Origin of the sequence: Exiguobacterium sp. PvP048 (genome assembly GCF_040549175.1) — a bacterium.
Lineage (GTDB): Bacteria > Bacillota > Bacilli > Exiguobacteriales > Exiguobacteriaceae > Exiguobacterium_A > Exiguobacterium_A artemiae.
This window is the reverse complement of record NZ_JBEPSU010000009.1, coordinates 65,235-76,317: the sequence shown is the minus strand read 5'-3', so window position 1 is coordinate 76,317 and position 11,083 is coordinate 65,235. Positions and strand designations below refer to the sequence as shown.

Here is an 11,083-nt window from a genome sequence, read left to right as displayed (position 1 = left end):
GTCACACCCGTTCCCATGCCGAACACGGAAGTTAAGCACTTGAACGCCGAAAGTAGTTGGGGGCTTCCCCCTGTGAGGATAGGACGTTGCCAGGCCAGTAAGAGACCGATCTGCATTTTGCAGGTCGGTTTTTCTTTTAAAAGTACTGAAAGAAATGATGTCAGTATAAGTTCTTTTGAAAAAAAGGATCAAAAAATGAAATAAGACTTGTCTTTTTTTAAAGTACATGTTATATTAATATCTGTCGAAACGTTATATCATCGCGGGGTGGAGCAGTCTGGTAGCTCGTTGGGCTCATAACCCAAAGGTCGTCGGTTCAAATCCGGCCCCCGCAACCAATTTTTATAATTCAAATCCGAAACGTTTATCGTCGCGGGGTGGAGCAGTCTGGTAGCTCGTTGGGCTCATAACCCAAAGGTCGTCGGTTCAAATCCGGCCCCCGCAACCAATTTTAAACTTAACTTCAACTTTACTACGAAACGTTCAGCGTTTCGTATTTTTTTTTGTCTTTTTTGTTCGGTACAATGGAGTAAGAGAAAAGGAGGAGGACACCGATGATGGAACTTGAAATGACGAGTCTCGAACAGACGACGACACTTGCCGTTACACTTGGCCACCGTGCCTTTGAAGGAATGGTTATCACGCTTGATGGTGACCTGGGAGCTGGAAAGACGACGTTTACACAAGGATTTGCGAAAGGTCTTGGGGTGACACGTAATGTCAACAGTCCGACGTTTACGATCATGAAAGTCTATGCCGGACGACTGCCGCTCTATCATATGGACGTGTATCGTCTGGAAGGCGGTGATGATATCGGTCTTGAAGAATATTTAAATGGAGACGGTGTCGCTGTCGTTGAATGGTCGGAATTAATTGCCGATGTCCTTCCACCAGAACGTCTTGCGATTACGATTGAACGGACGGGTGATGATTCACGCCGCTTTCGTCTGGAACCGATCGGTGAGAAGTATATCCAACTATGTGAGGGGTTAAAGCAATGAAAATCGTAGCGATTGATACATCGACGAAACAACTGTCTGTTGCGTTATCGGACGGACAACAGATTTTGGCGGAAGCCTCTTATGTGACTTCTTTGAATCATGCGACAAAACTGATGCCTTTACTGGAACGGATGATGCAGGAAGTTAATTGGTCGCCACGTGATTTAACACGGATTGTCATCGCTGATGGCCCGGGTTCATATACCGGTCTTCGGATTGGTGCAACGACAGCGAAGACACTGGCCTATACGCTGGGTATTGATTTAGTCCCAGTTTCGACGCTTGAATTGATGGCAGCATCGGCCGGATCAACCGGACGAATCGTTGCGATTCAGGATGCCCGTCGTGGAACAGGTTTCGTCGGTTTCTATGAAGAGGGTCAACTGGTGGGGGAAGAACAGCATACGGTCATAGCTGACTTCGTCAAGACACTGCCGACCGACACGAAAATCACAGGTGATACAGACAAGTTCACGACGGAACTTCAATCCTTCACTATCGTTGATCCCGCATTCCGTGCACCACGGGCCGGTGTCCTCGCCTTACTCGGTGCTAAACGTGAACCGGTTGAGACCCACGCGTTCGAACCGCGTTATCTGCGTCTCGCCGAAGCAGAAGCCAAGTGGATTGAGGCACAACGCCATGACTAAGGTTACGATTCGAAAAATGACGGTCGTTGATGCACCGGGTGTGCATGCCGTGGAGCTGGAGTCGTTTGCGACCCCGTGGACTTTGGAATCGTTCATCGCGGAGATGACACAAAATCCAAATGCGTATTATCTGGTCGCCGAAACAGAAGAAATCATTGGATTCGCGGGACTATGGCATATTGCTGATGAAGGACATATCACGAACGTCGCCGTTAAACAAAAGGCGCGCGGTACGGGAATCGGAGAAGCACTGCTCGTTGCTTTGATCGAACAGGCGAGACAATTAGGGTTACGGGCAATGACGCTTGAAGTACGGGTGTCGAATACGCCGGCACGAACGTTGTATGAAAAGCTGGGCTTTTTATATGCCGGAACGAGAAAACGATATTATCAAGATAATAATGAAGATGCAGCCATCTATTGGTTGGAACTGGAAGGAGACGAGTGATGACACAGCCGTTGATATTAGCGATTGAATCAAGTTGTGACGAGACAGCTGCGGCTGTCGTCCGCGGAGGGACAGACGTCTTATCGAACGTCGTATCCTCTCAAATTGAAAGCCACAAACGTTTTGGAGGAGTAGTTCCGGAAGTCGCGTCCCGTCATCACGTGGAACGGATCACGTATGTCATCGATGACGCGTTAACGGAAGCCGGTGTCAGAATCGATGAGATCGATGCGATTGCCGTGACGGAAGGTCCGGGACTTGTCGGAGCGTTACTCGTCGGTGTCAGTGCGGCAAAAGCATTGGCATTTGCCCACGGTAAGCCGCTTCTTGGTGTCCACCACATCGCCGGTCACATCTATGCCAACCGTTTGGAACAAGAACTTCGCTTTCCACTCGTCTGTTTGATTGCATCCGGCGGACACACGGAACTGATTTACATGCCGGAAGACGGCGTGTATGAAGTCATCGGTGAAACGCGCGATGATGCAGCGGGCGAAGCCTATGATAAAGTAGCACGGACCTTGAAACTTCCTTATCCGGGTGGTCCGCGGATTGATCAATTGGCGCAAACCGGTCAGGATACATTCCATTTCCCGCGAATTTGGCTCGAAAAAGAGTCGTATGACTTCAGCTTCAGCGGACTCAAATCGTCTGTCATCAATGCCGTTCATAACGCGGAACAACGCGGCGAAGTCATCATTCCGGAAGACCTGGCTGCCAGTTTTCAGGCAAGCGTCGTCGAAGTGCTCGTCACAAAAGCGATCCGTGCCGTCAAAGAAAAGGGCGGCAAACAGTTGCTTATTGCGGGTGGCGTCGCGGCCAACCGCGGACTGCGGGCAGGATTGACGGAAGCCTGTTCACGTGAAGGCATCGAACTGGTCATTCCGCCGATGCACTTATGCGGTGATAATGCCGCGATGATTGGAGCGGCAGCGATTCACCCTTACCGGGCAGGCCGCCAATCGACACTTGCCATGAATGCCGAACCTGGGCTAGATTTAAAGTAAGGAATTCGAAAGACATGGGGGAAAAATGGAATGAAAAAAGTCATCATCGTGTTATTAGGTGTACTTGTCATTGTCGCAATCGGCTTACAGATTCGTGAAATCGTCAATGCCTATCAAATCGCCTACAAAGAAGAGCTCGTCCCTGATAAAAAAGCCGTCGAGACGAATACGAAGCAGAAGCCGCTGTACGAAATCGGTCGAGCGGAAGGTGAGCAGACACGGATTCAAAAACTGTACGCCTTTGATCAGACGGTTGATGGCAAACTGAAAAATGTGGTGATCGTCGATCGGAAGTATGGTCTGACGAACAAAGCGAGTGATGACTTCTTTACGATTGCACCGGGTAAACCGGCAACTGAACAAGAGAAAAAATCATTCCAACCAATGATTGATCGTCTGGATGGAGAGCAAGTCCAGGCAGAGGTCATTTCGAAACACCAGGTCGTTGCCAGTGAAAACAACAAAAAACGGACGTTAACGCTGTATAAAGTATTTTATAAAGATACCGATCAAAAAGAATATCTGTTCTTTATCGAAAAAGACGGTGGACTGAAGCTTGATCTCTTTAAAAAAGGCTACTCCCGTCTGGCCAATTATTAAACAAAAAGCGATGTTTGCCTGGATGATCAGGCAAACATCGCTTTTGTTCATTTCCATTCCAGCAGACCCGTTAAGTCATCATAAATACTGTCCGGATCGAGATTCAGCTCTTCGACGGGCAGACCCGACCGGTTAATCCAGGCTGTTCGGAAACCGAAACTTTTCGCACCGGTGATGTCCCAACCGTTCGATGACATGAACAGCACGTCCTCCCGTTTGAGACCGAGCGTATTGAGCGCATGCATATAGGAAGCGGGTGTCGGTTTATACTGCTTGATGTCATCGACACTGATGATCTGGTCAAACCATCCGGCGAGACCGGATTGTTCGATCAGGGGATCAAGCATGTCGTGTGAACCGTTCGAGAAGACAGCGATTTGTTTATCACCCATCTGCTGTAAGACATCATCGACTTCCGGATAATGATCGAGCTTCAAATAGACTTCCATCAGGTCTGCAATATTTTCTTCCGTGACGTGGAGCTTCAGTTGCAGTAAGGCGTAACGGAGCGCATCACGTGTCACTTGGCTGAACGGGACGTACTGACCGTTCAACTGACGTAAAAAGGAATATTCGAGCTGTTTTTGACGCCAGGCCTGACTGATGGCTTCCCCGTGTTCCGGATAGAGTTCCTCTGCTTTCACTTTGACGGAATGGACATCAAACAATGTACCGTAGACATCAAAGACCAGTGCTTTAATCGGTTGTGTCATGATAATCACCTTTCTTAAGTTACATGGTATCTCTATGTAGTTCCCGAAAACGGTCTGAGCTGAAACACACATTGCGAAAGCGGTGAAACGCGTAAAACGGAGCGAATTCGGGAAATGCATAAAGAGAGAGCGTTTATTGCTAAAGACAGGAGATATGTTATGACACGCCAGCAACAATTCATCAGGATTCTAGTGCTTGTTCTTTTGATCGGCGGACTGATCTGGTTTAGCCGTTCCTATCTCAACCTCAGTCCGACCGACATCAAGGACTGGATCTTATCGTTCGGGATGTGGGCGCCGATTCTGTATATCTTACTCTATACGATTCGTCCGTTGATTTTTTTCCCGGCATCCGTTTTGTCGATTACCGGCGGTTTGGCGTTTGGTGCCTGTCTCGGAACACTTTACACCGTCATCGGAGCGACACTTGGTGCAGTCGTCGCTTTTTTAGTTGCCCAAAAGCTTGGAAATGGGTTGATCAAGAAAAAGGAACAGGCAGGAAAAATCCATCAGATTCAGCAGCAACTCGAGAAAAATGGATTTATCTATGTCCTGATTTTCCGGCTGTTGCCGATCTTCAACTTCGATTTGATCAGTTATGCCGCCGGACTGTCAAAAGTCCGCTTGTTATCCTTTTTCCTCGCGACGTTGATTGGAATTATCCCCGGGACATTTGCCTATAACTTTTTAGGGAGCAGTATCGTCTCGAAGGATCCGCAACTCATCATCGGAGCAATCATCGTCTTCCTCGTATTGACGATTGTCCCGTGGTACATCCAAAAACGCTGGAAAGCAAAAAAAGACCTCGGCTGACAGCAGCCGGAGTTTTTCGTTTAACTAAATTTAGCGAGAATTCTTCCACCTCTAAGCATCTTAGGGCGGAACCCGGCGTAGGTGGGAGATGAATCGCCTGACTTTGCAAGACTCCAATCGTTCGATAAAATGAGTATAACGAATCAAAAGGAAAGGAGTGATTGCTTTGCTGAAGGCGTATAAGTTTCGACTTTATCCGACGAAACCCCAACAAGAATATTTCGTGAAGACGTTCGGTTGTGTCCGTTTCGTCTACAATAAGATGCTCGAAGAGCGGATCCGACTGTATGAAGACTCGAAGCTCAACCCTATCGCAAAGCAAAAGCTCCTAACCCCAGCGAAGTACAAGCCTGAATTCCCTTTCCTCAAAGAAGTCGATAGTCTTTCCCTTGCGAACGCTCAGATGGACTTGAACAGAGCGTACCAAAACTTTTTTCCGGATCAGTCTGTCGGATTTCCGAAATTCAAATCAAAGCATAACGACCGAGCCTCTTACACGACCAACAATCTGAAGGGTAGCATCCGTATCGAAGATGATAAGGTGAAGCTTCCTAAGATTGGTTTCGTGAAGTTGAAGCAGCACCGTCCGTTCGTTGGCGTCATCAAGTCCGCGACGGTCTCGATGACGAAGACCCGGAAATTCTTCATCTCGATCCTAGTCGATCAGACCGAAGAGCGATGGGTTCCCGCTAAGAATAAAGTAGGAATCGACCTTGGTCTGGAGCACTTCGCCATCCTGACAAACGATGAGTGGGTTTCTGAGAAAGTTGCCAATCCTCGTTTCCTTCGAAAGTCCGAAGAGAAGATCAAGAAGGCACAACGCGCCTTGTCCCGCAAGAAAACCGGGAGTAAAAATCGAGACAAGGCGAGGATGATCCTCGCCAAGAAGCATGAGAAGATTGTAAATCAACGTCAAGATTTTCTTCATAAGCTGTCGAAACGGATCGTTGACGAGAACCAAGTCATCGTCGTCGAGACACTGAAGTCGAAGAACATGATGAAGAACCATACGATCGCCAAATCGATCGGAGACGTCAGTTGGTATGAGTTCGTCCGGCAGTTGGCCTATAAATGCACCTTCTACGGACGAACACTGATCAAAGCGGACCAATGGTACGCCTCAACCCAAATCTGTTCTTCTTGCGGAAGGAAAGGTGAGAAGAAAACGTTGGATGTGCGCGAGTGGACATGTACTTGCGGTGCGCATCATGATCGAGATATCAACGCAAGTATCAACTTGTTGCTGTTAGCAGACTGAAACCCCTTCAGGGTGGGAACCACCCGATGAGCTTGGTCAATAACCGTAGCTCGTAAAAGTACGGTCTTCCCAAGAAGCACCCACTTCAATTTGCGAAGCAAATAAGTGGTGAGTAGTTCACGCATACAATCGTTGTGCCCGTTCAAAAAATTCTTCAGCAAACAGACGACAGGCAGTTTGTTTCTCCGGGGTATCCGGATCAAACTCGATCTTCAGACCAGGAGCGGTGATTGTCGCACCGGCTGATTGTAACGTCTGTTCGAGCAGATCGACAGCGGCGCAGTATTTCGGATAATCACGGTCCCCCGAACCAAAGGAGGCAGCTGCCAAGCCGTTCAAGTCACTGTCGGCAAGATCTTCAAGGAAATCTTCCGCTTCATACGGCAAATCGCCGTCTCCCCATGTATAGGAGCCGAGCAATACGGCATCATACTGAGAGAAGTCGGACGGATATAACCGGTCAAGTTCCTGTATATGAACAATGCAGCCTTTTTGTTCGAGTTCCGACTGCAGGAGATGTACGATATCTTCGGTGTTTCCGGACATACTGACAAAGCCGATCATGACATTCATCTGAATCATCCTTTCTCCAAAATGTGAACACTTTCAGTTTAATTGATAATCGTTCTCAATACAATTGAAAATAAAAAGCCTCTCCGGAGTAGAGAGACTTTTTATGTCAGTCTTGGAGCTCGGCCCATTCTTCGATTGAACGAATGACAGGTTCAAGCTGACGACCTTTGTCAGTCAAACTGTATTGAATTTTAATCGGACGTTCCGGAATGACGGTCCGGATCACAATACCTTCCGCCTCAAGTTCCTTCATGCGCTCCGTTAACATACGACCAGACAACTCCGGAATCGCATCTTGAATTTCGTTGAAACGACAGGTCTTTGTCATGAGATGACGTAAAATCAAGCCCGTCCACTTCTTGCCCAAAATTTCAAAGGCATGTTCGACTTTCGGACAAAGGGCAGTCGGAATCAATGTCTCTTCCATCAGCACTCATCCTTTCTATATTTGTAGTATACCCGCTTCTACTAAAAAAATCGAATCATTTTACTTAATGTAACAAAAAGAACAAAAACAAATCTATTTACTTTTAGTAAGTGATAGTTTATAGTCTTATTTAGGTTACTAAAAGTAATTAAAAAACATTAAGTAAAAGGGAGTTTGAGAAAGATGATGGATTTAGGATTATTTTTAATTCGCTTGGTGATTGGCTTAACATTTGCAGCACACGGCACACAAAAATTGTTTGGCTGGTTCGGTGGACACGGGATTGAGGGGACAGGCGGCTGGTTTGAGTCGATCGGCATGAAACCGGGTAAAACACTTGCACTTGCGGCAGGACTTGCGGAACTAGTCGGTGGCGTACTGTTTGCCGGTGGTCTCTTCTTATGGTTTGCAGCAGCACTGATTATCGGATCGATGCTCGTTGCGATCATCAAGGTGCACGGTCAAAATGGTTACTGGGTGACACAGAACGGGTACGAATACAACATGGCACTGATCGTCATCGCTCTTGGCGTCGCCTTGATTGGTGCTGGAGACTATTCACTCGCAGCCATGCTCGGGTAAACAGAGAAAGAGGTTATAACAATGAAGTTTGATGCGCGGTCACTCAGTCCAAAAGAAAACTATAAATTGTTGATCGGGAGTATCATCCCGCGACCGATTGCTTTCGTCACGACAAAAGGAGCGGATGGAACAATCAATGCTGCCCCGTTTTCGTTCTTTACCGTCGCCTCAAGTCATCCGCCTCAACTGTTGATTGCCGTTCAAAAGACGGATCAAGGGGAGAAGGATACGGCTAAAAATATCTTGTTAACGAAAGAATATGTCATCCATATTGTCAGTGAAGAGATTGTCGAAGCGGTCAACGAGACGGCAGCACCGCTTGCCTACGGCGAAAGTGAACTGGAGCGGACGAATCTGACACTGATTGACAGTGATTTGATCAATGTTCCCGCGGTCGCAGAAGCAAAAATCCGGTTTGAGCTGAAGCTGACGCAACACATCGAACTTGAAACAGCCGATTTATTGATTGGCGAAGTCATCCGCTATCATGTCACCGATGAACTTGAAGAGTCCTTCCGGATTGATGCAGACGGATTAAACGCGATTGCCCGTCTTGCCGGCAATGACTACGCGAAAATCGGTGAAATATTTACGATTGCCCGTCCGACAAAATAAACGGCAGCGAATATCACGCAAAAAAAGACGAGGAAAGCAGATGCGCTATCTGCTTCTCTCGTCTTTTTTGTGACTTACTCCACTTTATGGCGTTTGCTGTACTGAAAACCGTCGAGCAAATAAAACAGGACGGCAAGTGCCCAGATTCCGACACAGCTGATCAAAAAGGCGACCAGTGGTGAGACAGCACCGTAATACATGATGATCATTGGATCATTCAGTTCGACGAACGACTGAATCGTCAACAACGTACAAATCAGACCGGACAATAAACTGATGAACAGTCCGCTCCACGTTTGGATGACAAGTCCGATCATGCAGGAAATCAGGATGAACAACGGGTACACGGCATTAAACGCATCCGGACGAATGAAAGCCGAGACATAGTCCGCATACATCGGAACGAAATAAAGGACACCGGACAATAATCCTTGGATCAGATTGATCAGATAACTTTTCGATCGCATCAGTGGAACGACTCCCACTGTTCCATCAGCTCAAGCAAATCGACGTCGATCTGATCACGTTCTGCCGACAGGGCGGTCGCTTTCGGAATATCATTAAAGACTTCCGGTTCACACAACAGCTGTTCGATTTCAACCGACCGGTTCTCCAACCGTTCGATCTCTTGCTCGAGCTGTTCAAGTTGCTGTTTCTTCTTACGTGCTTCTTTTTGGGCTTCCTTGTCAATCGTCTTCGTCGACGCGACTTTGATTGCTTTCGCTTCTTCCGCTTCAAGACGGGCGATTTCTTCTTTCTCGGCTTTTTTCTCCATGTAATACGAGTAGTCACCGAGGTAATCGGTCACACCGTCTGAACTCATTTCAATGACACGCGTCGCGACGCGGTCAATGAAGTAGCGGTCGTGGGAAACGAACAGCAGAGTCCCTTCGTAGTCGACGAGGGCATTCTCGAGGACCATCTTCGAATCAAGATCCAAGTGGTTCGTCGGCTCATCGAGGACCAGCAGATTCGTTTTGCGTAACTTCAGTTTTGCGAGCGCCAGGCGTCCGCGTTCTCCGCCGGATAATTCATGGACGAGCTTAAAGACGTCGTCTCCGCTGAAGAGGAACTGACCAAGCACAGACCGGACTTCCTGTTCGCGCATCAACGGCCATTCATTCCAAATTTCATCGATGACCCGGTTGCGGTCATTCAGTTCCGCCTGCTCCTGATCGTAGTAACCGATTGAGACACCGGTTCCGAACCGGTAGTCTCCGAATAACGGTTTCAGACGGCCGACGAGCACTTTCAGTAGTGTCGACTTGCCGATTCCGTTTGGTCCGACGAGCGCCAGTGATTCCGCGCGTTGCAGACGGAACGTGATGTTTTTCGAGACGGCTTCTTCATAGCCGACTGCGAGTTGGTTGACCTGCAGCACATCATTGCCGCTCTGCTTTTCAATCGGGAATGACAGAACCGTACTACGTTCGTCACCGTCCGGCCGGTCGATCCGGTCGACCTTTTCAAGACGTTTGCGGACGCTTTGCGCCCGTTTTGTTGTCGTTGCCCGGGCGATGTTGCGCTGGATGAAATCCTGCATCTTCGCGATATCTTCCTGTTGCTGTTCGAACTGTTTCATTTCCTGTTCGTAGAGCGCCGCTTTTTGTTCGAGATACTTCGTATAATTACCGGTAAACTTCCGGGAGACGTTCCGGGACAATTCATAGACGACGTTGACGACTTGATCGAGGAAATACCGGTCATGGGAAACGATCAGGACAGCGCCGCGGTAACCGGACAAGTAACTTTCAAGCCAGGACAGTGTATCGATGTCCAAGTGGTTGGTCGGCTCATCGAGAATCAGCAGTTCCGGTGCCTGCAGCAACATCTTCGCGAGGGCGAGCCGGGTCCGCTGTCCACCGGAAAGCGTCTGAATCCGTCGGGAATAATCGTCCGGATAAAAGCGCATCCCGTGTAAGACGGAGCGGATATTGGCTTCGAACTGATAGCCGCCGGCTTCCGAGAAGTCGTGTTGTGCCTGGTCGTACGTTTTAAGGAGACGGTCATAAGCGGCCGGATCATTTAAAATGTGTTCCATGCCCATTTCAATTTCCATCCGGCGAAGTGCCCGTTCCTGATCCTGCAGATGCTCAAAGACGGTCAGCATCTCGTTCCAAATTGATTCGTTCGACTCGAGTCCGCTGTCCTGCGCGAGATAACCGATCCGGACTTCCTTGCTCTTCATGATTTCCCCGGAATCATGTGACAGCTCCCCGGCGATGATTTTTAAAAGTGTCGATTTTCCGGCACCATTTCGTCCGACGAGGGCAATCCGGTCCCGTTCCTGTACTTCGAGTTTAATATTGTCTAAAATCGGCTCGACGCCGAATGATTTTGAGAGTTGGTTTACTTGTAAGAGAATCATATCCATCCATCCTTCCACCCTTTAGTCT

Annotated in this window: 14 protein-coding genes, 2 tRNA genes and 1 rRNA gene; 12 read left to right on the top strand and 5 right to left on the bottom strand. The window is 48.2% G+C overall.

The genetic code is table 11. The features are described from left to right. The 8 genes from rrf to ABIC15_RS13695 form a co-directional block, all read left to right on the top strand. A 5S ribosomal RNA gene (gene rrf, locus ABIC15_RS13730) occupies positions 1 to 95 on the top strand; the annotation flags it as partial. A 166-nt stretch (positions 96 to 261) separates the two neighbouring features. Further along, a tRNA-Met gene (locus tag ABIC15_RS13725) sits at positions 262 to 338 on the top strand. 33 nt (positions 339 to 371) lie between these two features. Then, positions 372 to 448 (top strand) — tRNA-Met (locus tag ABIC15_RS13720). 106 nt (positions 449 to 554) lie between these two features. Then, the gene (tsaE, locus tag ABIC15_RS13715) at positions 555 to 1,001 is read left to right on the top strand and encodes a tRNA (adenosine(37)-N6)-threonylcarbamoyltransferase complex ATPase subunit type 1 TsaE (RefSeq protein WP_012371663.1); all 447 of its coding nucleotides are present in this window, start codon (positions 555 to 557) and stop codon (positions 999 to 1,001) included. Beyond that, on the top strand, positions 998 to 1,651 hold the full coding sequence (tsaB, locus tag ABIC15_RS13710) for a tRNA (adenosine(37)-N6)-threonylcarbamoyltransferase complex dimerization subunit type 1 TsaB (RefSeq protein WP_012371662.1): 654 nt from the start codon (positions 998 to 1,000) through the stop codon (positions 1,649 to 1,651). Before tsaE ends, tsaB begins: the two co-directional genes overlap by 4 nt. Further along, a complete protein-coding gene (gene rimI, locus ABIC15_RS13705; RefSeq protein WP_012371661.1) occupies positions 1,644 to 2,099 on the top strand; it encodes a ribosomal protein S18-alanine N-acetyltransferase in 456 nt (151 codons plus the stop codon). The genes tsaB and rimI overlap by 8 nt, the downstream gene beginning before the upstream one ends. Then, the gene (gene tsaD, locus ABIC15_RS13700) at positions 2,096 to 3,106 is read left to right on the top strand and encodes a tRNA (adenosine(37)-N6)-threonylcarbamoyltransferase complex transferase subunit TsaD (protein ID WP_438940144.1); all 1,011 of its coding nucleotides are present in this window, start codon (positions 2,096 to 2,098) and stop codon (positions 3,104 to 3,106) included. Before rimI ends, tsaD begins: the two co-directional genes overlap by 4 nt. 30 nt (positions 3,107 to 3,136) lie before the next feature. Further along, positions 3,137 to 3,706, top strand: coding sequence for a hypothetical protein (locus tag ABIC15_RS13695; RefSeq protein WP_318092170.1), 570 nt, complete (start codon positions 3,137 to 3,139; stop codon positions 3,704 to 3,706). 47 nt (positions 3,707 to 3,753) lie between these two features. On the opposite strand, the gene ABIC15_RS13690 is transcribed toward ABIC15_RS13695, so the two are convergent. Beyond that, entirely contained in the window at positions 3,754 to 4,419 is a 666-nt protein-coding gene (locus ABIC15_RS13690) for a haloacid dehalogenase type II (protein ID WP_012371658.1), read from the bottom strand. A gap of 159 nt (positions 4,420 to 4,578) precedes the next feature. Here ABIC15_RS13690 and ABIC15_RS13685 point away from each other — a divergent pair, with 159 nt between their 5' ends. Together ABIC15_RS13685 and tnpB are read left to right on the top strand one after the other, a co-directional pair. Beyond that, positions 4,579 to 5,232: a TVP38/TMEM64 family protein gene (locus tag ABIC15_RS13685; RefSeq protein WP_012371657.1), complete on the top strand. Its 654-nt coding sequence runs from the start codon at positions 4,579 to 4,581 to the stop codon at positions 5,230 to 5,232. A 166-nt stretch (positions 5,233 to 5,398) separates the two neighbouring features. Next, positions 5,399 to 6,490, top strand: coding sequence for an IS200/IS605 family element RNA-guided endonuclease TnpB (gene tnpB, locus ABIC15_RS13680; RefSeq protein ID WP_354020945.1), 1,092 nt, complete (start codon positions 5,399 to 5,401; stop codon positions 6,488 to 6,490). A 117-nt stretch (positions 6,491 to 6,607) separates the two neighbouring features. On the opposite strand, the gene ABIC15_RS13675 is transcribed toward tnpB, so the two are convergent. Both ABIC15_RS13675 and ABIC15_RS13670 read right to left on the bottom strand, forming a co-directional pair. Next, positions 6,608 to 7,072, bottom strand: coding sequence for a flavodoxin (locus ABIC15_RS13675; protein ID WP_012371655.1), 465 nt, complete (start codon positions 7,070 to 7,072; stop codon positions 6,608 to 6,610). 97 nt (positions 7,073 to 7,169) lie between these two features. Beyond that, a complete protein-coding gene (locus ABIC15_RS13670; RefSeq protein WP_012371654.1) occupies positions 7,170 to 7,490 on the bottom strand; it encodes a winged helix-turn-helix transcriptional regulator in 321 nt (106 codons plus the stop codon). Between the two features lie 183 nt (positions 7,491 to 7,673). On the opposite strand from ABIC15_RS13670, the gene ABIC15_RS13665 reads away from it, so the two are divergent. Together ABIC15_RS13665 and ABIC15_RS13660 are read left to right on the top strand one after the other, a co-directional pair. Then, a complete protein-coding gene (locus ABIC15_RS13665) occupies positions 7,674 to 8,072 on the top strand; it encodes a DoxX family protein (protein WP_214765522.1) in 399 nt (132 codons plus the stop codon). Between the two features lie 21 nt (positions 8,073 to 8,093). Beyond that, positions 8,094 to 8,687, top strand: coding sequence for a flavin reductase family protein (locus ABIC15_RS13660; protein WP_354020944.1), 594 nt, complete (start codon positions 8,094 to 8,096; stop codon positions 8,685 to 8,687). 74 nt (positions 8,688 to 8,761) lie between these two features. Here the strand turns inward: ABIC15_RS13660 and ABIC15_RS13655 are convergent, their stop codons facing one another. Both ABIC15_RS13655 and ABIC15_RS13650 read right to left on the bottom strand, forming a co-directional pair. Continuing rightward, positions 8,762 to 9,154, bottom strand: coding sequence for a hypothetical protein (locus tag ABIC15_RS13655; RefSeq protein WP_354020943.1), 393 nt, complete (start codon positions 9,152 to 9,154; stop codon positions 8,762 to 8,764). Continuing rightward, positions 9,154 to 11,055: an ABC-F family ATP-binding cassette domain-containing protein gene (locus ABIC15_RS13650; RefSeq protein ID WP_012371650.1), complete on the bottom strand. Its 1,902-nt coding sequence runs from the start codon at positions 11,053 to 11,055 to the stop codon at positions 9,154 to 9,156. Before ABIC15_RS13650 ends, ABIC15_RS13655 begins: the two co-directional genes overlap by 1 nt. Positions 11,056 to 11,083: the final 28 nt, after the last annotated feature.

Excerpts from the sequence above, each read along its gene's own strand:
- ABIC15_RS13655 (WP_354020943.1), bottom strand. The coding sequence starts at position 9,154 with ATGCGATCGAAAAGTTATCTGATCAATCTGATCCAAGGATTATTGTCC.
- ABIC15_RS13695 (WP_318092170.1), top strand. The coding sequence starts at position 3,137 with ATGAAAAAAGTCATCATCGTGTTATTAGGTGTACTTGTCATTGTCGCA.
- ABIC15_RS13650 (WP_012371650.1), bottom strand. The coding sequence starts at position 11,055 with ATGATTCTCTTACAAGTAAACCAACTCTCAAAATCATTCGGCGTCGAG.
- tsaE (WP_012371663.1), top strand. The coding sequence starts at position 555 with ATGATGGAACTTGAAATGACGAGTCTCGAACAGACGACGACACTTGCC.
- ABIC15_RS13660 (WP_354020944.1), top strand. The coding sequence starts at position 8,094 with ATGAAGTTTGATGCGCGGTCACTCAGTCCAAAAGAAAACTATAAATTG.
- ABIC15_RS13670 (WP_012371654.1), bottom strand. The coding sequence starts at position 7,490 with ATGGAAGAGACATTGATTCCGACTGCCCTTTGTCCGAAAGTCGAACAT.
- rimI (WP_012371661.1), top strand. The coding sequence starts at position 1,644 with ATGACTAAGGTTACGATTCGAAAAATGACGGTCGTTGATGCACCGGGT.
- tsaB (WP_012371662.1), top strand. The coding sequence starts at position 998 with ATGAAAATCGTAGCGATTGATACATCGACGAAACAACTGTCTGTTGCG.
- ABIC15_RS13665 (WP_214765522.1), top strand. The coding sequence starts at position 7,674 with ATGATGGATTTAGGATTATTTTTAATTCGCTTGGTGATTGGCTTAACA.
- ABIC15_RS13685 (WP_012371657.1), top strand. The coding sequence starts at position 4,579 with ATGACACGCCAGCAACAATTCATCAGGATTCTAGTGCTTGTTCTTTTG.
- ABIC15_RS13690 (WP_012371658.1), bottom strand. The coding sequence starts at position 4,419 with ATGACACAACCGATTAAAGCACTGGTCTTTGATGTCTACGGTACATTG.
- ABIC15_RS13675 (WP_012371655.1), bottom strand. The coding sequence starts at position 7,072 with ATGATTCAGATGAATGTCATGATCGGCTTTGTCAGTATGTCCGGAAAC.